The following is a 22,702-nucleotide window of genomic DNA, read 5'->3' as shown; positions in this document are numbered from 1 at the left end:
GGTATTAAACAATGTGAGATGTAAAATTATAGGTCGAATCTTTGCTGTTATTAATAGAGATTCCCCTTTTGTAGATACTTATAAATTTGTAGCCTGATTTTTTATGGAAATTACTTGTTTTCTATCATAGAATACGCAAATTATAACTATAAATCAAATTCACAGATAATTTTAAACAGCAGTATTTAAAGCTTTAAAACAATAGCCTTTTTCGCTAAAATGTTTCAAAACTTGGGGTAACGCATATTGCATATTTCGTGAAGCTTTAATGCTATCATGAAAAACAATAATACTACCCGCAATCGTTTTTGTGATTACATTGTTTAAACAATTTTCCTTTTCAATAGATTCTTCCCAGTCAAAAGACAAAACATCCCACATTACTATTTTATAGCCCAAAGCCATAAGTTCATTACCTTGTTTTGGTGTTATTTGACCATATGGCGGTCTGAAAAGATTTGTGATTAACGCATTTGAATTAACTATTGACGAATCTGTAATTTGAGATTTTAAAATAGTTTCACACAATTCAATATTTTTTAAATAATCTTTAGCCTTCGTTTTCCAACCCTTTATATGGTTTTGTGTGTGGTTACCAATAGCGTGTCCTGCGTTTAAAATATTCTGAAAAATCTCAGGATGTTTTTCAATATTATTCCCAATACAAAAAAAAGTGGCTTTGGCGTTGTAGGTTTTTAAAACATCTAAGGTCCAATGCGTTATTTCTGGAGTCGGGCCATCATCAAAAGTTAAATAAATCACTTTTTCAGAAGTCGAAACATCCCAAATGTAATTCGGGAATAGTTTCTTAGCCACCAAAGGTGTTTTTATAGGTGTAAAGGTCACGCCTTATAAATTGATTAATTTGAGCTATCGCTTTCTATCTGTACGTCGCTTTTAGCAGGTATATCTAAGTCTGTTCTAATGGTGTCTTCAGGTTCATCATCGCCATAAAAATGCTTGAAAGACCTTAAGTAATTATTAAACACATCACCTTCAACTTCTGCAAATTCTATATCATATTTTATTAAAACATCAACTAAACCTTTATAGCGCTGAATATCTGTGTAAATGTCTTCAAATAATTGTTCTTGCTTATCTACTTTTAAACTGCTGTAATAAAATAGGTTTTCTTGATATTTTTTAGCAACGTCTTTAAATAAACGTTGCGCTTTTTCTTTATTCCCAACTTCGTAATAAGCACCTATAAAAGGCTCTAAAAGCGTGTAATAGCCAAAGTACTCAACAGGCATGTTATCCATGGCTATATCTGCTACGTCTTCAGCTTTATCAAGTTTGTCCTCATTAATTAACTGCTCTGCTAAACGTGCTAAATTTCCTCTGTAAGTAATGGAGTTTTTACGGGTTTCAACATCATGATAAATCTCTGAGCTACCACTATTACCCCAATCCCATTTTTTAACTTTGTTATACATCAAGTCGCTATCAACACGTCCCATATCAAAAGGATTTGCCCTGTCAACTGGCGTTTTAATAGGGACTAATTTGTAGCACATGCCATCTAATTGTAAATAGTCTTTCATCCAGATGTAATCATCATCACCAAAACTACCACCAGTAAAGTAAATAGGGCGTTTCCAATCATTATTAGCAACAATATCTAACATCAATAATCGGTTTTTATACAATGCACCTCCAGAAATTTTAATATTTATTTCTGAGACTATCTTATCAGCATCCTCCGGCTTTACAATACCAGATTTTAAAGCATTTTCTTTATTTACGGGGATTCTTAAATAAGGTGTAGGTAAATAGGTGGCATTCGCATCCTGACTTCTTACTTTTGATAAATCAACTTTTTGCTGTTGCAATACGTATTTGTATTTTGTTTTCGGGTTGTTACTAGCAACAAAATCTAAAAATTGTTTAACATCTAAAGTATCATTAATTACAGGTTGAATAATAATGTAATCATTCGTGCCGTACTTATATAAGTCATGAGTTAATTGAGAGGGCACAGGGTCGCTCTCATAAGCTTTACGCTTCATTTGATCTATGTACCAGTCGGTTTGAAATAGACTTGTATTTACGACTCTTACATCGGTTCTATAACCTTCAATTTCTTGAGCATACCAGAGTGCAAAGGTGTCGTTATCACCAATGGTAAATAGAATTCCGTTTTCAGCACACGAATCTAAATACATTTTGGCCATAGCTCTGGCGGTGTATTTATCAGATCTATCATGGTCATCCCAATTGTTTGCTGCTAAAATCCCGGGAACTAGTATTAAACATGCAATAGTAACTATTGGAGCAGCAAGCTTTTTAGGTACATACTTTTTAAAGGAATCATAAATAGCAAAAACACCAAAACCAATCCATAAAGCAAACACATAAAAAGAGCCTACTACAGAATAATCACGTTCACGAGGTTCAAAAGGGCGCACATTGGTATACACTTGAATAGCGATACCTGTAAATAAGAAAAATACAAGCATGACCCAAAATAGTTTTTTGTCTTTGTTGAATAAAAAGAAAAACCCGATTAAGCCTAAAATGAGTGGTAATAAGTAATAAGTGTTTCTAGCTTTATTGTTTTTAACATCACTAGGGAGGTTGTCTTGAGACATGCCTAAATGCCATTCATCTATGGGTTTAATACCAGAAATCCAGTTTCCATGATTGTCATATCGTCCTTGAATATCATCTTGCCTTCCGGAAAAATTCCACATAAAGTAACGCCAATACATATACCCCAATTGGTATTCAAAAAGGTAAGCAATATTACTTGCTAATGATGGTTTTTCAATATCTATATAATCCTTAAATTGTTTTAAGAAATCGTTATAATCTTCATAATCTACATTACCTCTAGCTACATCATTTCTAAAATTTGTTACGGCTGTGCGTAACTCATTTTCCATTTGATAATCTGGTTTCAGCTTAAAATCTAAAAAACCAGAAAACATCATGTAGTTTTCGGCATGTTCTGTACTCCACATTCGGGGGAATATAGATGCGTGTTTCGAGTTATAATTCTGTTTAGCGTTTTTCCAATCATTAACAACAACATATTCGCCCTTTTCTTTGTCTTTTTCATACTTAGGCTTATCATCAACATAAGGGTTATTATCATCTAAATAAGCATATTGATCTGTAAACTGTGGACCATAAAATAAATGTGTTTCAGGATATTGTTCTAAATTATAATAAGCCAATAATTCTCTGGCACTAGACGGGTTGTTTTCGTTAATAACCACATTGGCATTAGCACGAATAGGCAACATTAACCAAGTAGAAAACCCAATAATAACAAAGGTTAAACAAAGAATACCCGTATTTAAATAGGTGTAATTTTTTTGACGTGTATATTTTAAAGCATAAAAGATGATAGCTACTAACGCCATACCAGCGATAATAGAACCAGAATTGAATGGTAACCCAATGGAGTTCACAAAAAACACTTCAAAAGCACTAAAAACTCTTAGAATATTAGGCGCTAATAATTTAAACACAAAAAGTAAAACCCCAACAGAAACTATATTAGCAATAATAAAGTTTTGAATAGTAACGGTTTTGTAATTTTTAAAATAATAAATAAGACCAATAGCAGGTATAGTTAGTAGTCCCATAAAGTGAACACCAAAAGATAATCCAATAACAAATGAGATTAAAATTAACCATCTATTTCCTCTAGGTTTATCCATATCTTTTTCCCAGCGTAACCCTAACCAGAATAGTATAGCCATAATTAAAGTCGCCATAGCATAAACCTCAGTTTCAGCAGCATTAAACCAAAACGAATCGGTAAAAGCAAACGCTAAACTCCCAACTAAACCGCTACCTAAAATAGCCATAGTTTTACCTTGAGACATAGCATCTTTATCGCCAACTAACTTTTTGAGCAATAAAGTAATGGTCCAAAACATAAACAAAATGGTAAATGCACTAGCTATGGCGCTCATCATATTCATCATAAAACCAACTTGCGAAGGCTCTAAAGCAAACATCGAGAAAAACGCACCCAGCATTTGGAATAAAGGTGCTCCTGGAGGGTGACCAACCTGTAACTTAGCCGAAGTTAAAATGTACTCGCCGGCATCCCAAAAACTTACCGTAGGTTCAACTGTTAAACTGTATGTAATAAGCGCTATTAAAAAAGAAAACCAACCTAAAATGGTATTCCATTTTTTATAGTTCAAATGTGCCATGTGTATATCTATATTATTTACTTTGGCGAATTTAACAATAAATATGAAATGATGCCTAACTATTTAGTTTGTCTTAACATATACGCTAAACATCAACGCCTTTAAAAAAACGTTAGATATTCAAGATTATTTTTCAAAAAAAAACTTGCGCAAAGAATTTTTTATATTAAATTTGCACTCTCTTTTGAGATTTTGGCCTATGGTGTAACTGGTAACACGTTTGTTTTTGGTGCAAAAGAGTATAGGTTCGAGACCTATTGGGCCAACTTAAATTGATAAAAGTCCTTGCTGAAAAGTAAGGACTTTTTCTTTTTTTAAATAATTTTTATTTGTTTTTAATCATAGCATACGCAAACCAGAACTGTCAATTATAGTTCAATTCAGGTTTACGTAAATCAAAATAATATCAAATTAAAACTTTGCGCCTCTGCGTCTTTGCGAGAAAAAAGTTAAATCTTAAAAGTAACCACAGGGCGTTTAGCATGATTTACCAAATCCTCGCTAATACTTCCATTAAAGAAATGAGAAATACCCTGTCTGCCATGCGTACTCATACCAATTAAATCCGCATGTATATATTGAGAAAAATTCATAATGCCTTTTTCAATAGTGACATCATTATAAATGTTAAGTGTGTAGTTTGAAAAACCTGACGAATTCGCAAAATCTTGCATCCGCTCGGTCGCATGTTCAGAAGTAATAAATTTGTTTGGTGTATTAACCACAAGTAAATGTAGTTTCGCACCTAAAATTTTAGCAAAATCAATCGCTTTCTTGTAGGTTTCTTTACTTTCCTCTTTAAAATCAGAAGCAAAAACAAAATTATCTATTTTAAAAGTATCATGTTCTTTTTTAATAACAAGTACAGGTGTTTCAGAAGTTCTTACCACCTTTTCAGTATTACTACCAATAAGCATTTCTTTTAAACCACTCACACCGTTCGATCCCATAATCACTAAATCAATTTCATGTTTTTTACATTTATGGAAAACACTTTTAAAAATGTCATGAAAATCAACCGTTTCATGGACTTTTATATCTTTCAAATAGTCTTTTTCCATAATATTTTCAAACTTTCTATGCGCCAATTTCATAAAAAAAACAGCCTCAGGTAAATCACTTCGCGAATTCATAGCATCTACTTCGTGCAGTGGTATTTCCAAAATATGTAACAGGTAAATTTCAGCATTATAAGTTCTAGCTAACTGAGCAGCAACTTTTAAAGCATTTTCAGCTTGATTTGAAAAATCGGTAGGAACAAGTATTTTTTTCATAAAATGTAAGTTGCGATGTATCTAAATTTATGAAAAATTACTTTAAAAATCAATAAAAAATTATATATTTGCACCGTTGAAAGGCGAAATTAAAGATATGAGGGGACAAAAAGTCCCCTCTTTTTATACTTAAAATGTTTAAAACTAAAGTTACAGAATTACTTGATACGGCGTTAATAGAACGCCCAGACTTGTTTTTAATTGATTTTTCTATCAATACAGAAAATCATATTAAAGTCATAGTAGATGGGGATCATGGTCTTTTAGTTGAAGACTGCATGTTTATTAGCAGAGCTATTGAACATAACTTAGATAGAGAAGAGTACGATTTTTCTTTAGAAGTGATGTCTGCTGGAGCAGCCTCTCCATTAACACATAAACGCCAGTATAAAAAAAACATAAAAAGAACACTAAAAGTAAGAACATCTTCTGAAGAAATAGAAGGGGCACTTACTAAAGCAACTGATGATAATATTACATTAGAGTGGAAAGTTAGAGAGCCAAAACCAATAGGCAAAGGCAAAGTAACTGTAAAAAAGGAAGCAAATATTCCTTATGAAGATATTGTAGAAGCAAAAGTTATGATTAAATTTTAATTTAAAGGTTATGGAAAATATCGCGTTAATTGAATCTTTTTCAGAATTCAAAGACGATAAGCTAATTGACAGAGTAACGTTAATGGCAATTTTAGAAGATGTATTTAGAAGCGCCCTAAAAAAGAAATTTGGCGATGATGATAATTTTGATATTATTGTTAATCCAGATAAAGGGGATTTAGAAATATGGCGAAATAGAGTTGTTGTTGCTGATGGTGAGGTTGAAGAACCTAACCAAGAAATTTCAATAACTGAAGCAAGAAAAATTGAGCCAGATTTTGAAGTTGGTGAAGATGTATCTGAGGAAGTGAAACTTTTTGATTTAGGAAGACGTGCTATTTTAGCATTACGCCAAAACCTAATCTCTAAAATTCATGAGCACGATAATACCATAATCTATAAGCAATTTAAAGATTTAGTAGGAGAAATATATACGGCTGAGGTACATCATATTCGTCACAGAGCAGTTATTTTGCTAGATGATGATGGCAATGAAATTGTCTTACCAAAAGACAGACAAATACCTTCAGATTTTTTTAGAAAAGGGGATAATGTAAGAGGTGTAATTGATAGTGTAGAGCTTAAAGGAGCAAAACCAACAATTATTATGTCTAGAAGTTCTCCTAAGTTTTTAGAAAAATTATTTGAACAAGAAATACCAGAAGTTTTTGATGGTTTAATTACCATAAAACACGTAGTGAGAATTCCTGGAGAAAAAGCAAAAGTAGCTGTAGATTCTTATGATGATAGAATTGATCCAGTTGGCGCTTGTGTAGGTATGAAAGGTTCAAGAATTCATGGAATTGTTCGTGAATTAGGAAACGAAAATATTGATGTAATAAACTATACAAATAACTTACAACTATTTATTACTAGAGCATTGAGTCCTGCACGTGTTACATCTATTAAATTAGATGAAGAAAATAAACGTGCTGAGGTTATACTTAAGCCAGAAGAGGTAAGTAAAGCTATTGGTAGAGGGGGACATAACATTCGGTTAGCAGGACAACTAACAGGTTATGAAATTGATGTATTTAGAGAAGGCGCTGAAGAAGATGTTGAATTACGTGAGTTCACTGACGAAATTGAAGGCTGGATTATTGAAGAGTTTAGTAAAGCAGGTTTAGATACTGCTAAGAGTATTTTAGAGCAAGATGTAAAAGACCTTGTAAAGCGAACAGACTTGGAAGAGGAAACGATTCAAGATGTGATTAGAATTCTGAAAGAAGAATTTGAAGAATAATAAATAAGTGCAAATTTGCATGATTTTATGCCTTAATTGGTATAATGTATATATTTTGAGTATTTTTAAAGGCGATTTATGGCTGAAACAATTAGATTAAATAAAGTATTACGTGAGCTTAATATCTCTCTAGATCGTGCCGTAGAATTTTTGGATTCTAAAGGTGTAGAAATAGAGAAGCGTCCCACTACAAAAATTTCTGAGGAAACTTACAACCTTCTTTCAGATGAATTTGAGACGGATGCTAATAAGAAAGTAAAGTCTCAAGAAGTAAGCGAAGCGAAGCTAAAAGAAAAGGAAGATTTACGAATTAAGCGTGAAAAAGAATTAGAAGCTAAGCAAAAAGCCCAAGAAGCCAGAGAAAAAGCTAAGCAGGAGGAAGTGGTTAAAGCTTCGGCAGAACTTTCAGGTCCTAAAACTGTTGGAAAAATAGATTTAGGTCCAAAAAAGAAAGTTGAAGAAAAACCTGTTGAGCTTAAAAAACCAGTTGTAGAGGAAGTAAAGGAAGTGGTTAAGGAAAATGTTGTAAAAACGGAAACACCTAAAACTGAAGAGAAAACTGAAGAGAAATCTATAGATAAGGAAGAAGCAACTCCAAAATCCAACCTAAAACAAGTTGTTATTGACGGTGAGTTAGTAACGCCAGATGAAAAAGTAACAACGCAATATAAAAAACTTACAGGCCCAAAAATAGCTGGAGATAAAATTGATTTATCAAAGTTTAATAAGCCTAAAAAGAAAAAAGAGGATAAAAAACCTGCTGCAAAGACTGGAGATGCAAATAAAAGAAAGCGCCGTAGAATCAGTAAAGCTGGTGCACCTCAATCTGGAAACAATAAACCTGGTGCTCCAAGAACTGGAGGAAATGATCGTTTTAAAGGGAAACCAGGACAAGGGCGTCGAAATATAGTTAAAGAAGAGCCTTCTGAAGAAGATGTGAAAAAACAAGTGCGCGAAACACTTGAAAAACTGCAAGGTAAATCGAGCAAAGGAAGAGGCGCTAAAAACAGAAGAGATAAAAGAGATAAGCATAGAGAGCAGACAGAAATCGATCAACAAATCGAAGCAGCTGAAAGCAAAATCATTAAAGTAACTGAGTTTGTTACAGCTAGTGAAATGGCCACTATGATGGATGTTGGTGTTACTGAAATTATTTCGGCATGTATGTCGCTTGGTATGATGGTAACTATGAATCAGCGTTTAGATGCGGAAACGTTAACTATAGTTGCTGATGAATTTGGATATCAGGTAGAATTTGTTACTGCTGATATTGAAGAATCTATTGAAGAATTTGTCGACAAACCAGAAGACTTAAAACCTCGTGCGCCAATTGTTACGGTAATGGGTCACGTAGATCATGGTAAAACATCACTTCTAGATTATATACGTGAAGAAAATGTAATCGCAGGAGAATCTGGTGGAATAACACAGCATATTGGTGCTTATGGTGTTCAATTAGAAAATGGTCAAAAAATAGCATTTTTAGATACTCCAGGTCACGAAGCCTTTACAGCCATGCGTGCACGTGGTGCTCAAGTTACAGATATCGCTATTATTGTAGCTGCTGCTGATGATGATATTATGCCGCAAACTAAAGAGGCTATTTCGCATGCGCAAGCCGCTGGAGTACCTATCGTTTTTGCAATTAATAAAATCGATTTACCTGCCGCTAATCCTGAGAAAATTAAAGATGGACTAGCACAAATGAATCTTTTAGTTGAAGATTGGGGAGGAAAAGTGCAATCTCATGACATATCAGCTAAAGTTGGTACAGGAGTAAAAGAATTATTAGAAAAAGTATTGCTTGAAGCAGAATTATTAGAGCTTAAAGCAAATCCAGATAAACCTGCAATAGGCACGGTTGTAGAAGCGTTTTTAGATAAAGGACGTGGTTATGTGTCAACTATATTAGTACAAGCAGGAACCTTAAAAGTAGGTGATTACGTGTTAGCAGGACAGCATAGCGGTAAAATAAAAGCGATGCATGATGAACGTGGTAATGATGTTATTTCTGCGGGTCCTTCAACACCGGTTTCTATTTTAGGTTTAGATGGAGCACCTCAAGCAGGTGATAAATTTAACGTATTTGCAGATGAACGTGAAGCGAAACAAATTGCTTCAAAACGTGCGCAATTGCAACGCGAACAATCTGTTAGAACACAACGTCATATTACTCTTGATGAAATCGGACGTCGTATTGCACTTGGTGATTTCCAAGAATTAAATATTATTCTTAAAGGTGATGTGGATGGTTCTGTGGAAGCATTAACAGATTCATTCCAGAAGCTCTCTACTGAAGAAATTCAAGTAAATATTTTACATAAAGGTGTTGGAGCCATTACAGAAAGTGATGTGTTATTAGCCTCGGCTTCTGATGCTATTATCGTTGGATTTAATGTGCGACCAGTTGGAAATGCAAGAAGTATCGCTGATAAAGAAGAAATTGATATCAGAACATACTCCATTATCTATGATGCCATTAATGATCTTAAAGATGCTATGGAAGGTATGTTATCTCCAGAGCTTAAAGAAGAAATTACGGGTACAGCTGAAATTAGAGAAATGTTTAAAGTCTCTAAAGTTGGAACTATTGCAGGGTGTATGGTGACTAATGGTAAGATAATGAGAAACTCTGGAATTCGATTAATAAGAGATGGAGTTGTTGTTTTTACAGGCGAATTAGCCTCTTTAAAACGATTTAAAGATGATGCCAAAGAAGTATCAAAAGGATACGATTGTGGTATGCAAATTAAAAACTATAACGATATTAAAGAAGGAGATATCATTGAAGCCTTCCATGAGGTAGAGGTTAAGAAGAAATTAAAATAATAAGATGAATTTTTTAAAAAAACGAACTCAATGGGTTCGTTTTTTTTGTTTTAAAAAGTTTCTTGAATTATTAAATTTTAGCTTTTTTTCGGTTTAAAAATAAAAGCATTTGGAAATTTTTTCTTAATCTTTTTTAAAGCTCTATCAGCCTCTAAGCGTGTTCTAAAATTTCCTGCCCAAATTTTAAAGTTTGGAGTTTCGTACTGCATAGAAGGATCCCAATTACCAAAAGAACTACTAAATTCTTCCTGAGCATCATAGGCTCCAGAACGATTTCCCGAATAAATTTGTACTTTGTAACGATCAGAATCGGTATCATTTTTATTCATTTGCTTTTTCAAGTCCAATAATAAATTGATATGTTTATCTTGATTTATAGTTACATTTCCTTGTTGGGAAAAGCTGGATGTTGAACTTAATATAAAACATATAAGGCATAAAAAAATAATTTTTAAATTCAATGGTTTCATGTGTGTGTATCTAAATTTTGTTTGTTCTTCATTTATAAAATCTTCATAATCATTTCTTAATCGACACTTGATTTTATGTTAGATGTTTCATTAACAAAATGATTTATACAAATGTATATGTTATAAACTAAATTGAGGGTCTTTTTATTATTTAGAATCTCTCTAAATTACCAATTAACACTTATCTAACATTTCTAAAATGGACTTTTAATATTACTTTTGCAAGAGATTTTTTTAACTGTATATTTTTCCATTTATCATAATGAAAAAACCATACCAAAGTTTAGAAGTTAATTTGACCAACAATATGAGAAAGGTGATTCACCGTAAATTAAGTAAAAACTTTCTTCGTTTAAGCTTAGTTTTTTTATTAGCATTTACAACGGCTCTTTCAGCTCAAGAAGGAGATCCAGCAAAAGGAAAATCATTATTTAATGCCAATTGTGCTGCTTGTCATAAATTAGATAAGAAAATGACTGGTCCTGCATTACGAAATGTGGAGACTCGTTTGTCTGAAGAAGAAGGGCTAGACAGAGAGTGGCTTTATGCTTGGATTCGTAACAGTGCGGGTATGATTAAATCTGGGGATGCTTACGCTAACAAAATTTACAATGAGTATGGTGGAGCAGCAATGACCGCTTTCCCTCAGTTATCAGACGATGATTTAAATAATATTTTAGCTTATACAGCTGAAGAAAAAAAAGCGCCTGCTGAAGCTGCTGCCCCAGTTGGAGGAGCCCAAACAGCAGATGCTTCAAATGGTATTTCAAACGAAATTATTTTAGGAGCTTTAGCTATTTTATTTATTCTGTTAGCAGCAGGATTATATTTAGTAAACAAAACATTGCGTCGTTTTGCAAATGCTCAAGGTATTGATTTGCCTGAGTCTTCTGCAAGAACGCCATTATGGAAAGCTTTTGTTCAGAATCAATTTTTAATGATTGTTGTAGCGATATTTTTCTTACTATCTAGTGCGTATTTTGTTTATGGCTATTTATCCCAAATAGGAGTAGATCAAGGGTATCAGCCAGTACAGCCAATTCATTATTCTCATAAAATTCATGCTGGTGATAATGGTATTGATTGTAAATACTGTCATTCCTCTGCACGAGTAAGTAAGCATTCAGGGATTCCATCATTAAATGTATGTATGAACTGTCATAAATCAATATATGAGTACAATGGTGAGACTTCAGCAGAATATTCTAAAGAATTCTATGATGGTGAAATCAAAAAACTATATGCAGCTGTAGGATGGGATGATGCTGAACAAAAATATACTGGTGAATCTCAGCCAGTTAAATGGGTGCGTATTCATAACTTACCTGATTTTGCGTATTTTAACCACTCACAACACGTTACAGTTGCCGGTGTAGAATGTCAAACATGTCATGGCCCTGTTGAAGAAATGGAAGTGTTGTATCAACATGCACCATTAACTATGGGTTGGTGTATTAATTGTCACAGAGAAACAAATATTGATGTTAAAGACAATGCTTACTATACAAAAATACATGAAGAGTTATCCAAGAAGTATGGTGTAGAAAATTTAACAGCTGCTCAAATGGGAGGTCTGGAATGTGGTAAGTGTCACTATTAAGAATAAAACTATTGTCTCACCGAGTTGAGTCGAAGTGTAAAAAAATTAATAAGAAGTAATTCAATTATATAATATGTCATCAAACAAGAAATACTGGAAAAGTGTTGAAGAGCTAAACGAAAATAGCTCTATTGTTGAGACGCTAAAACAAAACGAGTTTGTAGCAGAGATTCCTACTGATGAATTTTTAGGTGATAAAGATACATTAGAGGCAACATCTACAACACGTCGCGATTTCTTAAAATATGTAGGATTTAGTACTGCAGCAGCCTCATTAGCTGCTTGTGAAGGTCCTGTAAAAAAATCAATACCTTATATAGTGCAACCCACTGAGATTATTCCTGGTGTTGCTAACTATTATGCAACAACAATTGCAGATGGTTTTGATTTCGCTAGTGTTTTAGTTAGAACTCGTGAAGGTCGTCCAATTAAAATTGAAAATAATACAATGGCAGCTACCAATGGTAGTGCAAATGCTAGAGTAAATGCTTCTGTTTTAGGTTTATATGATAGCTTAAGAGTTCAAGGGCCTAAAAAAGGTAAAACTTCTATTTCTTGGAGTGACTTTGATGCTGAAACCACAAAAAAATTAACTGATATTGCTGCGGCTAATAAAAGCATTGTTTTACTTACACAAACATTTGCTAGTCCTTCTACAAGTAAGTTAATTACAGAGTTTAAGGAGAAATATGGTAATGTTAGTCATGTGGTTTACGATGCGGTTTCAGAATCGACTGCACTTGATGCATACCAAGCTAAATATGGAGAACGCGGATTAGCTAATTACGATTTTTCTAAAGCAATGACTATCGTTTCTATTGGTGCAGATTTCTTAGGAGATTGGCAAGGAGGCGGTTTTGATTCTGGGTATTCTAAAAATAGAATTCCAGATCATGGTAAAATGTCAAGGCATGTTCAGTTTGAGTCTAATATGTCTTTAACTGGTGCGAATGCTGATAAACGTGTGCCATTAACTCCAACACAACAAAAATTAGCTTTAGCTAAATTATATAGTTATGTTGTTGGTGGTTCTGTTTCAGGTACTTTGCCTGCAAATATCGAAGATGCTGTTAAAAAAGCAGCTTCTCAACTTAAAAAAGCAGGAAGTAAAGGTTTAGTAGTAACAGGCATTCAAGATATAAATGCACAAACCATTGCTCTAGAAATAAATGAAGTTTTAGGAAGCAAAGCTTTTGATAAAACATCTCCAATTAAAACAAGACAAGGTAGCGATGCTGCTGTAGCTAGGTTAGTTGATGATATGAAAGCGGGTCGTGTTGGAGCACTTATCATGAGTGGTGTAAATCCAGTTTACACTTTACCAAATGCTTCAGATTTTACTCAAGGATTGAAAAAAGTAGAATTATCTGTAACGTTTTCTATGAAAGTAGACGAAACGTCTTCAGAATCACAATATATTGCAGCAGCACCACATTACTTAGAATCTTGGGGCGATGTCGAAATTAAGAAAGGACATTATGCGTTAACGCAACCAACAATTCGTCCTTTATTTGATACCAGACAATTTCAAGAGGCTTTATTAAAATGGACAGGAAATGATGTTTCCTACCATGATTATATTAAAGAGGCCTGGGGAACTGGAATTTTAGGAGGAAGTTCTTTCAACACAGCATTACATGATGGTGTTTTTATTGGAACGATTGCTACTGAAACAGAAGACACTTCAGTTACTGAAGATTCAGCAGAAGCACCCTCAGGAAATGCGCCTAGAGCTCTAGCATCTTCTGCAAAATCAAATGGATTAGAATTAACTTTATATACTAAAGTAGGTATGGGTGATGGGCAGCAAGCCAATAACCCTTGGTTACAAGAATTTCCAGACCCTTTAACAAGAACATCTTGGGATAATTATTTAACCATTTCAAAAGCTGATGCTGATGAGAAAGGTTTAACGAATACTCACGTTGCAAACGGCGCATTAAACGGTAGTTATGCAAATGTTACAGTAAGTGGAACAACTTTAAAAGTTCCTGTAATGATTCAACCAGGGCAAGCAAAAGGTTCTGTTGGGTTAGCTTTGGGTTACGGAAAAACACTAGGGTTAAAAGAAGAAATGCAAACAGGCGTTAATGCTTATGCCTTTTATCAAAACTTTAATAACGTTCAGGATGTAACGATTGAAGTTGCTGGTGGTGAGCATGAATTCGCTTCAGTACAGTTACACAATACCTTAATGGGACGTGGAGATATTGTCCACGAAACAACCTTAGAGATATTCAACACAAAAGATAGAGATGTTTGGAATAAAGTACCTACAGTATCTTTAAATCACGTAGAGACTCCAGTAACATCTCCAGAGGTTGATTTATGGGATGAATTTGATCGTTCAATTGGGCATCACTTTAACTTATCAATCGATTTAAATGCGTGTACAGGATGTGGGGCTTGTGTTATTGCTTGTCATGCAGAAAATAATGTACCTGTAGTTGGTAAAACTGAAGTGCGTACTAGTCGTGATATGCACTGGTTACGTATTGATAGATATTATTCATCTGAAGAATCTTTTTCTGGTGATGATAATAAAAAAGATGATATTTCTGGATTAGGAAGTTCGTTAAGTGAATTTGGCGAATTGGAAAATGCTTCTGAGAATCCTCAAGTAGTATTTCAACCAGTAATGTGCCAGCATTGTAACCATGCACCTTGTGAAACTGTTTGTCCTGTGGCTGCAACGTCTCATGGTCGTCAAGGTCAAAACCATATGGCATATAACCGTTGTGTAGGTACTAGATACTGTGCAAACAACTGTCCTTATAAAGTTCGTCGTTTCAACTGGTTCTTATATAATGGAAATGATGAGTTCGATTATCATATGAATGATGATTTAGGTCGAATGGTATTAAATCCTGATGTAACAGTTCGTTCTCGTGGAGTAATGGAAAAATGTTCTATGTGTATTCAAAAAACACAAAAAACAATTCTTGACGCAAAACGTGATGGACGCGAAATTAAAGATGGAGAATTCCAAACCGCTTGTTCTGCAGCATGTAGCAATGGAGCTATGAGTTTTGGAGATATCAATGATAAAGATAGTAAAGTTGCAAAACTTTTAAAAGATGACCGTATGTATCACTTGTTAGAAAGTGTTGGTACAAAGCCTAACGTGCAGTACCATACTAAAGTGAGAAATACAACTGAAGCATAAATTTAATTAAAGAATCAATTATATAATTATGGCGTCTCATTACGAAGCACCTATTAGAAGACCTTTAGTTACAGGCGAAAAATCATACCACGACGTAACTGTGGATGTGGCTAAACCTGTAGAAGGAAAAGCAAATAAGCAATGGTGGATAGTATTTTCTATAGCACTTGTAGCTTTCCTTTGGGGGATTGGATGTATCTTATACACAATATCTACAGGTATTGGAACTTGGGGTTTAAACAAGACCGTAGGTTGGGCTTGGGATATTACTAACTTCGTTTGGTGGGTTGGTATTGGTCATGCAGGAACATTGATTTCCGCTGTACTTTTATTATTCCGTCAAAAATGGAGGATGGCCATAAACCGTTCTGCTGAAGCGATGACCATTTTTTCAGTAATTCAAGCGGGATTATTTCCAATCATTCACATGGGTCGGCCTTGGTTAGCATACTGGGTATTACCAATTCCAAATCAATTTGGTTCGTTATGGGTCAACTTTAACTCCCCTTTACTTTGGGATGTGTTCGCGATTTCTACCTATTTATCAGTGTCATTAGTATTTTGGTGGACAGGTTTACTACCAGATTTCGCCATGCTAAGAGATAGAGCAATTAAACCTTTTCAGAAGAAAATATATTCTTTATTGAGTTTCGGTTGGTCTGGTAGAGCAAAAGATTGGCAACGTTTTGAAGAAGTTTCTTTAGTTCTTGCTGGTTTAGCAACACCATTAGTACTTTCTGTACATACTATTGTATCGTTTGATTTCGCAACATCAGTTATTCCAGGTTGGCATACAACGATTTTTCCACCATACTTTGTTGCTGGTGCGGTATTCTCAGGATTTGCCATGGTAAATACGCTCCTTATTATTATGCGGAAAGTATGTAATCTTGAAGATTATATCACCGTACAACACATCGAATTAATGAACATCGTAATCATGATTACAGGTTCAATAGTAGGTGTTGCATATATTACAGAGTTATTTATTGCTTGGTATTCTGGTGTAGAATACGAACAATATGCGTTCTTAAACAGAGCAACCGGTCCTTACTGGTGGGCATATTGGGCGATGATGACTTGTAACGTGTTTTCTCCACAATTTATGTGGTTCAAAAAATTAAGAACAAGTATCATGTTCTCATTCTTTATATCAATTGTGGTAAATATTGGGATGTGGTTTGAGCGTTTTGTAATCATTGTAACCTCGTTACATAGAGATTACTTACCATCATCATGGACCATGTTCTCACCAACATTTGTAGATATTGGAATTTTCATTGGAACCATTGGATTTTTCTTTGTATTGTTCTTATTATACTCTAGAACATTCCCTGTTATCGCTCAAGCGGAAGTAAAAACGATTTTAAAATCATCTGGAGAACGTTATAAAAACATTAGAGAAGCTGGGAACAGTTTAGTAGGAACAGGTGCTGATGCTAGAACATCTGGCAATATTGTTGCAAAAACGGAAACTTCTACTGATAATAATTCAGATAAAGTGAGTAACTTACTTGGAAGTATAGGCGCTTTTGACCCGGCTACTCAAACTGCTGATGATTTAAAGAGAATAAGTGGTGTTGGACCTAAAATGGAGGGTGTATTAAATAGCATAGGTATTTATACGTTCCTTCAAGTTAGTAAGATGACAAAAAAAGAATATGATTTGTTAGACTCGATTACTGAATCTTTCCCTGGAAGAGCAGAACGTGATGATTGGGCAGGACAAGCTAAAAAATTAATAAACTAAATATAGTCAATGGAAGCTTCAAAAGTTATTCACGCTATTTATACCGATGATGATATTTTAATGTCAGCCGTTAAAAAGGTTAAGACAGAAAAATTTCACATTGAAGAAATATATACCCCTTTTCCGGTTCACGGACTAGATAAAGCTATGGGATTAGCACCAACTCGTATTGCAATTACTGCATTTATGTATGGATTAGTTGGTTTAACGGTATCCATTTTAATGATGAATTTCATTATGATTGAAGATTGGCCCCAAAATATTGGTGGAAAACCAAGTTTCAGTTATATTGAAAATATGCCTGCTTTTGTCCCAATTATGTTTGAGCTTACGGTGTTTTTTGCAGCACATTTAATGGTAATTACATTTTACCTTCGCAGTAGAATGTGGCCTTTTAAAAATGCTGAGAATCCAGACCCAAGAACTACTGACGATCATTTTCTAATGGAAATAGCAGTTCATGGAAATGAAAAAGAACTAGAAAGTTTATTATCAGAGACTGGAGCCGTAGAAATTAATTTAGTTGATAAAGCCCATTAATTAGAGATATGAAAAGCTTAATTAAAATATTAGTAATAGCAGTTGTTTTTGTATCTGTATCTTGTAAAAAAGATACCGCACCAAACTACCAATACATGCCAAATATGTATGAATCTGCTGGATATGAAACATATGGAGAGGCTGCATTTCCTAATGGAGTTGAAGCGCAGTTACCTGCTGAAGGGTCAATACCTAGAGGATACGTGCCTTTTGATATTGAAAACTCTACTGCAGGATACGATTTAGCAAAGGCAACTTTAGTTAGTCCTTTAGATTCTACTAAAGTAGATTTAAATAGAGGTAAAGAGTTATATGATATTTACTGTGGAATTTGCCATGGAAATAAAGGTAAAGGACAAGGAACTTTAGTGAAACGTGAAAAAATACTTGGTATTCCAAGTTATGATGATGCAGGAAGAGCTATAAACGCAGGAAGTATTTATCATACCATTTATTATGGTAAAAACGCTATGGGAAGTTATGCTAACCAATTGAATGAAGAAGAACGTTGGCAAGTAGTTTCTTATGTATTAAAGTTGAAAGCTGATTTAGAAAAGTAAGATTGATAAGATTATTATAGATATGTATACATTTTCAAATAAATTAAAGACATTTTCTTTCATACTAATGATTTTAGGAGCATTGGGTGTGGTATATGGTTTTATGACATCTCATAAATCTTTAGATGAAGTAAAAACAATGCTTGCAGAAGAAGCTTCTCATCATGGAAGTGGTCATGCTGAAGAAACAACACTTGTTGTTGCAGATACTCATGATGCACATGCAGGCGAAGCTCATGGTGAAGAAATTCATTCAGAAGATGTACATCATGGTGATGCTCATGCAGAACACGTTCAGCACCAAATAGCAAACAGACCTTGGTCTGCACTATATGTTGCTGCATTTTTCTTTATGATGATTGCATTAGGTGTATTAGCATTTTATGCGATTCAAATTGCATCACAAGCAGGTTGGTCTCCAGTATTATTTAGAGTTATGGAAGGGATGACAGCTTACTTGCTTCCAGGTGCTCTTATAGTTTTAGGAATAGCAGCAGCCTCTCATTTTATAGGTCACAATAACCTATTCATTTGGATGGACCCAGAAGTTGTAGCCCATGATAAACTTATTGAAGGAAAAACAGGATGGCTAAACATTTGGGGTTTCATTATACGAGGTCTGATATTTATTGGAGGATGGAGTTTATACCGTCATTTTTCTCGTAAATTTTCAATCGCACAAGATTCAGCAGAAGATAAAAGTAACTTTAAAAAATCTTTCCGTATTTCAGCAGCATTTTTAGTATTTTTTATATACACAGAATCAATGATGTCTTGGGATTGGATTATGAGTGTTGATCCTCACTGGTTTTCTACATTATTTGGATGGTACGTATTTGCTAGTATGTTTGTAAGTGGTATCACTGTTATAGCACTTATAACGATTTACCTGAAATCTAGAAATTACTTAGAATTTGTTAACGAAAACCATTTACATGATGTTGCCAAGTTTATGTTTGCGTTCAGTATTTTCTGGACCTATTTATGGTTCTCACAATTTATGCTGATTTGGTATTCAAACATACCAGAAGAGGTCACTTATTTTGTAACACGTTTCCAAGATTATAAATTACCATTCTTAGGTATGGTGGTTATGAACTTTGTATTTCCAATATTAATGTTAATGAATGCCGATTACAAACGTATTCCTTGGTTTGTTGTTATGGCCGGTTTAGTTATCTTATTCGGTCACTATATTGATATTTTCAATATGATTATGCCAGCTACTGTAGGCGATAGATGGTTTATAGGAATTCCAGAAATAAGTTCTGTTTTACTTTTCGCAGGTTTATTCATATTTGTTGTGTTTACGGCACTAACAAAAGCACCATTACTTGTTAAAGGATACCCTTTTAGAAAAGAAAGTGAAGAATTTCATTATTAATTAGATATAAATAAAGACGAAAGATACCAATGACTGCTTTATTAACAATTATAGTTTTAGTATTTATTTTAGTTGCCATATGGCAAATGGTAAAGATTTTTGATTTAGCTCAAGCTAAAAACGAAAACTCTCAGGTTGCTACTGATAAGGATAATGCAATGAATGGATATTTAATGATGGGTTTTTTAGCTTTCATTTATATCATTACCATTGTAAGTTTTGTGAAATGGGGAGACTTACCTCTAGTCTCAAATTCTGCCTCAGAACACGGACCAACGATTGATAATTTGATGATTATCTCCATGATAATCATCTTTTTTGTACAAACTGTAACACAGTTTTTATTGCACTATTTCGCTTATAAATATAAAGGAGAAAAGGGTAAAAAAGCGTTGTTCTTTGCTGATAATAATAAGCTAGAGGCTATTTGGACTATCATACCAGTAATTGTTTTAGCTGGTTTAATTATCTACGGGTTAAATACATGGATTAATATTATGGGCGTAGATGAGAGTGATGACCCTTTAATCGTAGAGTTATATGCACAGCAGTTTAACTGGAAAGCTAGATATGGTGGTACAGATAATACTTTAGGAAAAGCTAACGTGCGTTTAATTGATATTGATCGTGCTAATATATTAGGTTTAGATGAGTCTGACCCTAACGCTCAAGATGATATAATCACTACAGAATTGCATTTACCAGTAGGTAGGCCAGTATTATTTAAAATGCGCTCTCAAGACGTTTTACATTCAGCATATATGCCTCATTTTAGAGCGCAAATGAATTGTGTTCCAGGTATGATAACACAATTTGGTTTTACACCAACCGTTACTACTGCTGATATGCGTCAAACACCTCAAATGCAAGAAAAAATTCAAAATATTAATAATATTAGAGTAGAGAAAAGTAAAAAACTTATGGCTGAAGGTGAAGATGCTTTAGAACGTTATGAGTTCGATTACTTGTTACTTTGTAATAAAATTTGTGGTAAATCTCACTACAATATGCAAATGAAGATTGTTGTAGAAACCCAAGAAGAATATGATGCTTGGATTGCAGAACAGAAAGAATTCAAGAATTCTCTAGTTAATTAATTAAAAAGATAAATACGATATAAGATTATGTCAGCACACGCAGATACAAACGCTCACGACGATCACGGACATCATCATAAAGAAACTTTTGTAACTAAATATATATTTAGTCAAGACCATAAAATGATTGCTAAGCAGTATCTTATTACTGCTACAATTCTTGGGGTTGTTGCAGTTATTATTTCTATGATGATGCGTATGCAACTGGCATGGCCAGAGGAACCAAATGTAATATTTGAGGCCTTGCTTGGTAAATGGGCACCAGATGGTGTTATGGATGCCGATATATATTTAGCCTTAGTAACTATACATGGAACTCTTATGGTGTTCTTTGTTTTGACGGGTGGTTTAAGTGGAACTTTTAGTAATCTTTTAATTCCGTTACAGATTGGTGCTCGCGATATGGCGTCTGGTTTCCTTAATATGATTTCTTATTGGTTGTTTTTTACTTCAAGTGTTATAATGATAATATCTTTGTTTGTTGAGGCAGGACCAGCGGCTGCAGGGTGGACAATTTATCCCCCATTAAGTGCATTGCCAATGGCGCAAGGAGGTTCAGGTATGGGTATGACTCTCTGGTTGGTGTCTATGGCCATATTTATTGCTTCATCATTACTAGGATCATTAAACTATATAGTTACTGTAATCAACTTGCGTACAAAGGGTATGTCTATGACCAGATTACCATTAACAATTTGGGCGTTCTTTGTTACCGCTATTATCGGTGTTATATCATTTCCAGTATTGCTATCAGCGGCTTTGTTGTTGATTATGGATAGAAGTTTTGGAACATCATTCTTCTTATCAGATATATTTATCCAAGGAGAAGTGTTGCACTATCAAGGTGGTTCTCCTGTATTATTTGAGCATTTGTTTTGGTTTTTAGGTCACCCAGAAGTTTATATTGTGTTGTTGCCAGCATTAGGTATTACCTCAGAAGTAATCGCAACAAATTCACGTAAACCTATTTTTGGATATCGTGCCATGATAGCATCAATTTTAGCTATAGCATTTTTATCTACTATTGTATGGGGTCATCATATGTTTATTTCTGGAATGAATCCATTCTTAGGTTCTGTATTTACATTTACGACTTTGCTGATTGCTATTCCTTCAGCTGTAAAAGCATTTAACTATATCACAACCTTATGGAAAGGTAATTTGCAGATGAATCCAGCAATGTTGTTCTCAATAGGATTAGTTTCAACTTTTATAACAGGTGGTTTAACTGGAATTATTTTGGGAGATAGTGCGTTAGATATAAATGTACATGATACCTACTTTGTGGTTGCTCACTTCCACTTAGTAATGGGTATTTCTGCTCTGTATGGTATGTTTGCTGGTATTTACCATTGGTATCCAAAGATGTTTGGTAGAATGTTAAACAAAAATTTAGGGTATGTTCATTTTTGGGTTACTGCTATTACTGCTTATGGTGTGTTTTTTCCAATGCATTTTATAGGTATGGCAGGTCTACCTCGTCGTTACTATACAAATAGTAATTTTCCGTTATTTGATGATTTGGCAAATGTTAATGTAGTGATTACTATTTTTGCTATTATTGGAGGGGCATTCCAGTTGGTTTTTTTATGGAATTTCTTTAGAAGTATGTTTTATGGTAATAAGGCAGAACAGAACCCTTGGAAATCTAACACGTTAGAATGGACAACACCAGTTAAACATATACATGGTAACTGGCCTGGAGAAATACCTCATGTTTACCGTTGGCCATACGATTATAGTAAACCTGGACACGACGTAGATTTTGTTCCTCAAAACATTCCTTTAAAAGACGGAGAAGAAGAACTTCAACATTAATTAAATAAGTAGAATTAATTATTTTTATAAAAAAAGCTCACCTATAACAGGTGAGCTTTTTTCTGTTTAAAAACAAATTTTTACGACGAAATACATTTTTTATTAAAAAAAATCGACGAAATACAAAAAAAACAGTTAAATTGCGTACGGAAATAAATATTAAATTCATTAAAAAAAATATTAACGTAGGATTTTGTTTATTT

At 34.0% G+C, this 22,702-nt stretch carries 15 protein-coding genes and 1 tRNA gene; 12 read left to right on the top strand and 4 right to left on the bottom strand.

The features are described from left to right. Positions 1-171: 171 nt before the first annotated feature. On the bottom strand, positions 172-816 hold the full coding sequence (locus P8K68_RS02235) for a polysaccharide deacetylase family protein (RefSeq protein ID WP_366143721.1): 645 nt from the start codon (positions 814-816) through the stop codon (positions 172-174). 44 nt (positions 817-860) lie between these two features. After that, complete coding sequence (locus P8K68_RS02230; RefSeq protein WP_300247760.1) at positions 861-4,172, bottom strand: DUF2723 domain-containing protein; 3,312 nt, start codon at positions 4,170-4,172, stop codon at positions 861-863. A 193-nt stretch (positions 4,173-4,365) separates the two neighbouring features. On the opposite strand from P8K68_RS02230, the gene P8K68_RS02225 reads away from it, so the two are divergent. After that, positions 4,366-4,438: transfer RNA gene (locus tag P8K68_RS02225), tRNA-Gln, on the top strand. 183 nt (positions 4,439-4,621) lie between these two features. Here P8K68_RS02225 and P8K68_RS02220 read toward each other — a convergent pair. Further along, positions 4,622-5,446, bottom strand: coding sequence for a universal stress protein (locus P8K68_RS02220; RefSeq protein WP_300247758.1), 825 nt, complete (start codon positions 5,444-5,446; stop codon positions 4,622-4,624). A 134-nt stretch (positions 5,447-5,580) separates the two neighbouring features. Between P8K68_RS02220 and rimP the strand changes: the two genes are divergently transcribed. The 3 genes from rimP to infB all read left to right on the top strand — a co-directional run bounded on the left by rimP (position 5,581) and on the right by infB (position 10,114). After that, positions 5,581-6,042, top strand: coding sequence for a ribosome assembly cofactor RimP (gene rimP, locus P8K68_RS02215; protein ID WP_300247756.1), 462 nt, complete (start codon positions 5,581-5,583; stop codon positions 6,040-6,042). Positions 6,043-6,052: 10 nt separating this feature from the next. Further along, on the top strand, positions 6,053-7,285 hold the full coding sequence (gene nusA / locus P8K68_RS02210) for a transcription termination factor NusA (RefSeq protein ID WP_300247754.1): 1,233 nt from the start codon (positions 6,053-6,055) through the stop codon (positions 7,283-7,285). A 78-nt stretch (positions 7,286-7,363) separates the two neighbouring features. Continuing rightward, the gene (gene infB, locus P8K68_RS02205) at positions 7,364-10,114 is read left to right on the top strand and encodes a translation initiation factor IF-2 (RefSeq protein ID WP_300247752.1); all 2,751 of its coding nucleotides are present in this window, start codon (positions 7,364-7,366) and stop codon (positions 10,112-10,114) included. Between the two features lie 77 nt (positions 10,115-10,191). On the opposite strand, the gene P8K68_RS02200 is transcribed toward infB, so the two are convergent. Further along, positions 10,192-10,443, bottom strand: a complete 252-nt coding sequence (locus P8K68_RS02200; RefSeq protein WP_300247750.1) for an SPOR domain-containing protein — start codon at positions 10,441-10,443, stop codon at positions 10,192-10,194. 448 nt (positions 10,444-10,891) lie between these two features. On the opposite strand from P8K68_RS02200, the gene P8K68_RS02195 reads away from it, so the two are divergent. From P8K68_RS02195 to P8K68_RS02160, 8 genes are all read left to right on the top strand, one after another. Then, complete coding sequence (locus tag P8K68_RS02195) at positions 10,892-12,184, top strand: c-type cytochrome (protein ID WP_300247768.1); 1,293 nt, start codon at positions 10,892-10,894, stop codon at positions 12,182-12,184. Positions 12,185-12,257: 73 nt separating this feature from the next. Then, a complete protein-coding gene (locus tag P8K68_RS02190) occupies positions 12,258-15,350 on the top strand; it encodes a TAT-variant-translocated molybdopterin oxidoreductase (RefSeq protein ID WP_300247748.1) in 3,093 nt (1,030 codons plus the stop codon). A 28-nt stretch (positions 15,351-15,378) separates the two neighbouring features. Continuing rightward, the gene (nrfD, locus tag P8K68_RS02185; RefSeq protein WP_300247746.1) at positions 15,379-17,100 is read left to right on the top strand and encodes an NrfD/PsrC family molybdoenzyme membrane anchor subunit; all 1,722 of its coding nucleotides are present in this window, start codon (positions 15,379-15,381) and stop codon (positions 17,098-17,100) included. Between the two features lie 9 nt (positions 17,101-17,109). Further along, positions 17,110-17,640 (top strand): DUF3341 domain-containing protein, encoded by a 531-nt coding sequence (locus P8K68_RS02180; protein WP_300247744.1) that lies wholly within the window; start codon positions 17,110-17,112, stop codon positions 17,638-17,640. Between the two features lie 8 nt (positions 17,641-17,648). Further along, entirely contained in the window at positions 17,649-18,200 is a 552-nt protein-coding gene (locus P8K68_RS02175; protein WP_300247742.1) for a cytochrome c, read from the top strand. 22 nt (positions 18,201-18,222) lie between these two features. Continuing rightward, positions 18,223-19,584 (top strand): quinol:cytochrome C oxidoreductase, encoded by a 1,362-nt coding sequence (locus P8K68_RS02170; protein WP_300247740.1) that lies wholly within the window; start codon positions 18,223-18,225, stop codon positions 19,582-19,584. A 29-nt stretch (positions 19,585-19,613) separates the two neighbouring features. After that, positions 19,614-20,681 (top strand): cytochrome c oxidase subunit II, encoded by a 1,068-nt coding sequence (locus tag P8K68_RS02165; RefSeq protein ID WP_300247738.1) that lies wholly within the window; start codon positions 19,614-19,616, stop codon positions 20,679-20,681. A 27-nt stretch (positions 20,682-20,708) separates the two neighbouring features. Further along, positions 20,709-22,499 carry a cbb3-type cytochrome c oxidase subunit I gene (locus P8K68_RS02160; protein WP_300247736.1) on the top strand — a complete coding sequence of 597 codons (1,791 nt, stop codon included), beginning with the start codon at positions 20,709-20,711 and terminating at the stop codon, positions 22,497-22,499. Positions 22,500-22,702 lie beyond the last annotated feature (203 nt).

The organism is Algibacter sp., assembly GCF_029245835.1.
Classification (GTDB): Bacteria; Bacteroidota; Bacteroidia; order Flavobacteriales; family Flavobacteriaceae; genus Algibacter_B.
The sequence above is the reverse complement of the archived record's forward strand: the minus strand, read 5'-3'. Positions and strand labels throughout refer to the sequence as shown.

Bases quoted from the DNA above. Each gene is read 5' to 3' on its own strand.
- P8K68_RS02200 (WP_300247750.1), bottom strand. From the start codon at position 10,443: ATGAATAAAAATGATACCGATTCTGATCGTTACAAAGTACAAATTTAT.
- nusA (WP_300247754.1), top strand. From the start codon at position 6,053: ATGGAAAATATCGCGTTAATTGAATCTTTTTCAGAATTCAAAGACGAT.
- P8K68_RS02195 (WP_300247768.1), top strand. From the start codon at position 10,892: ATGAGAAAGGTGATTCACCGTAAATTAAGTAAAAACTTTCTTCGTTTA.
- P8K68_RS02230 (WP_300247760.1), bottom strand. From the start codon at position 4,172: ATGGCACATTTGAACTATAAAAAATGGAATACCATTTTAGGTTGGTTT.
- P8K68_RS02175 (WP_300247742.1), top strand. From the start codon at position 17,649: ATGAAAAGCTTAATTAAAATATTAGTAATAGCAGTTGTTTTTGTATCT.
- P8K68_RS02165 (WP_300247738.1), top strand. From the start codon at position 19,614: ATGACTGCTTTATTAACAATTATAGTTTTAGTATTTATTTTAGTTGCC.
- P8K68_RS02190 (WP_300247748.1), top strand. From the start codon at position 12,258: ATGTCATCAAACAAGAAATACTGGAAAAGTGTTGAAGAGCTAAACGAA.
- nrfD (WP_300247746.1), top strand. From the start codon at position 15,379: ATGGCGTCTCATTACGAAGCACCTATTAGAAGACCTTTAGTTACAGGC.
- infB (WP_300247752.1), top strand. From the start codon at position 7,364: ATGGCTGAAACAATTAGATTAAATAAAGTATTACGTGAGCTTAATATC.
- rimP (WP_300247756.1), top strand. From the start codon at position 5,581: ATGTTTAAAACTAAAGTTACAGAATTACTTGATACGGCGTTAATAGAA.
- P8K68_RS02220 (WP_300247758.1), bottom strand. From the start codon at position 5,446: ATGAAAAAAATACTTGTTCCTACCGATTTTTCAAATCAAGCTGAAAAT.
- P8K68_RS02160 (WP_300247736.1), top strand. From the start codon at position 20,709: ATGTCAGCACACGCAGATACAAACGCTCACGACGATCACGGACATCAT.
- P8K68_RS02170 (WP_300247740.1), top strand. From the start codon at position 18,223: ATGTATACATTTTCAAATAAATTAAAGACATTTTCTTTCATACTAATG.
- P8K68_RS02180 (WP_300247744.1), top strand. From the start codon at position 17,110: ATGGAAGCTTCAAAAGTTATTCACGCTATTTATACCGATGATGATATT.